The organism is Isoptericola croceus (assembly GCF_029382255.1).
Taxonomy (GTDB): domain Bacteria; phylum Actinomycetota; class Actinomycetes; order Actinomycetales; family Cellulomonadaceae; genus Isoptericola; species Isoptericola croceus.
The window spans coordinates 1-265 of sequence record NZ_JARLLG010000362.1 but is presented as its reverse complement, the minus strand read 5'-3'; the positions used below and the strand labels follow the sequence as shown (position 1 = coordinate 265).

Here is a 265-nt window from a genome sequence, read left to right as displayed (position 1 = left end):
CAAAAATCCATCAAGAAATACCAGCAACAACTTAAGGATGTCCAGACCGCACTCGAGGAAGAACAAAGAGCCAGGGATGATGCCCGAGAACAATTGGGTATTGCTGAAAGGCGAGCCAACGCTCTTGGAAACGAACTCGAAGAATCCAGAACTCTCCTGGAACAGGCAGACCGCGGCCGTCGCCAGGCAGAACAGGAACTTACCGATGCTCACGAACAAATCAACGAACTCGCAGCTCAAGCCACTAGCGCTTCTGCTGCCAAGC

The 265-nt window shown here is 52.1% G+C and carries 1 protein-coding gene; it reads right to left on the bottom strand.

What is annotated here, in order from left to right:
• Positions 1-213: hypothetical protein (locus PZC42_RS21630; protein ID WP_277214243.1), on the bottom strand; the 213-nt coding region annotated here is incomplete at its 3' end.
• Between the last annotated feature and the right edge of the window lie 52 nt (positions 214-265).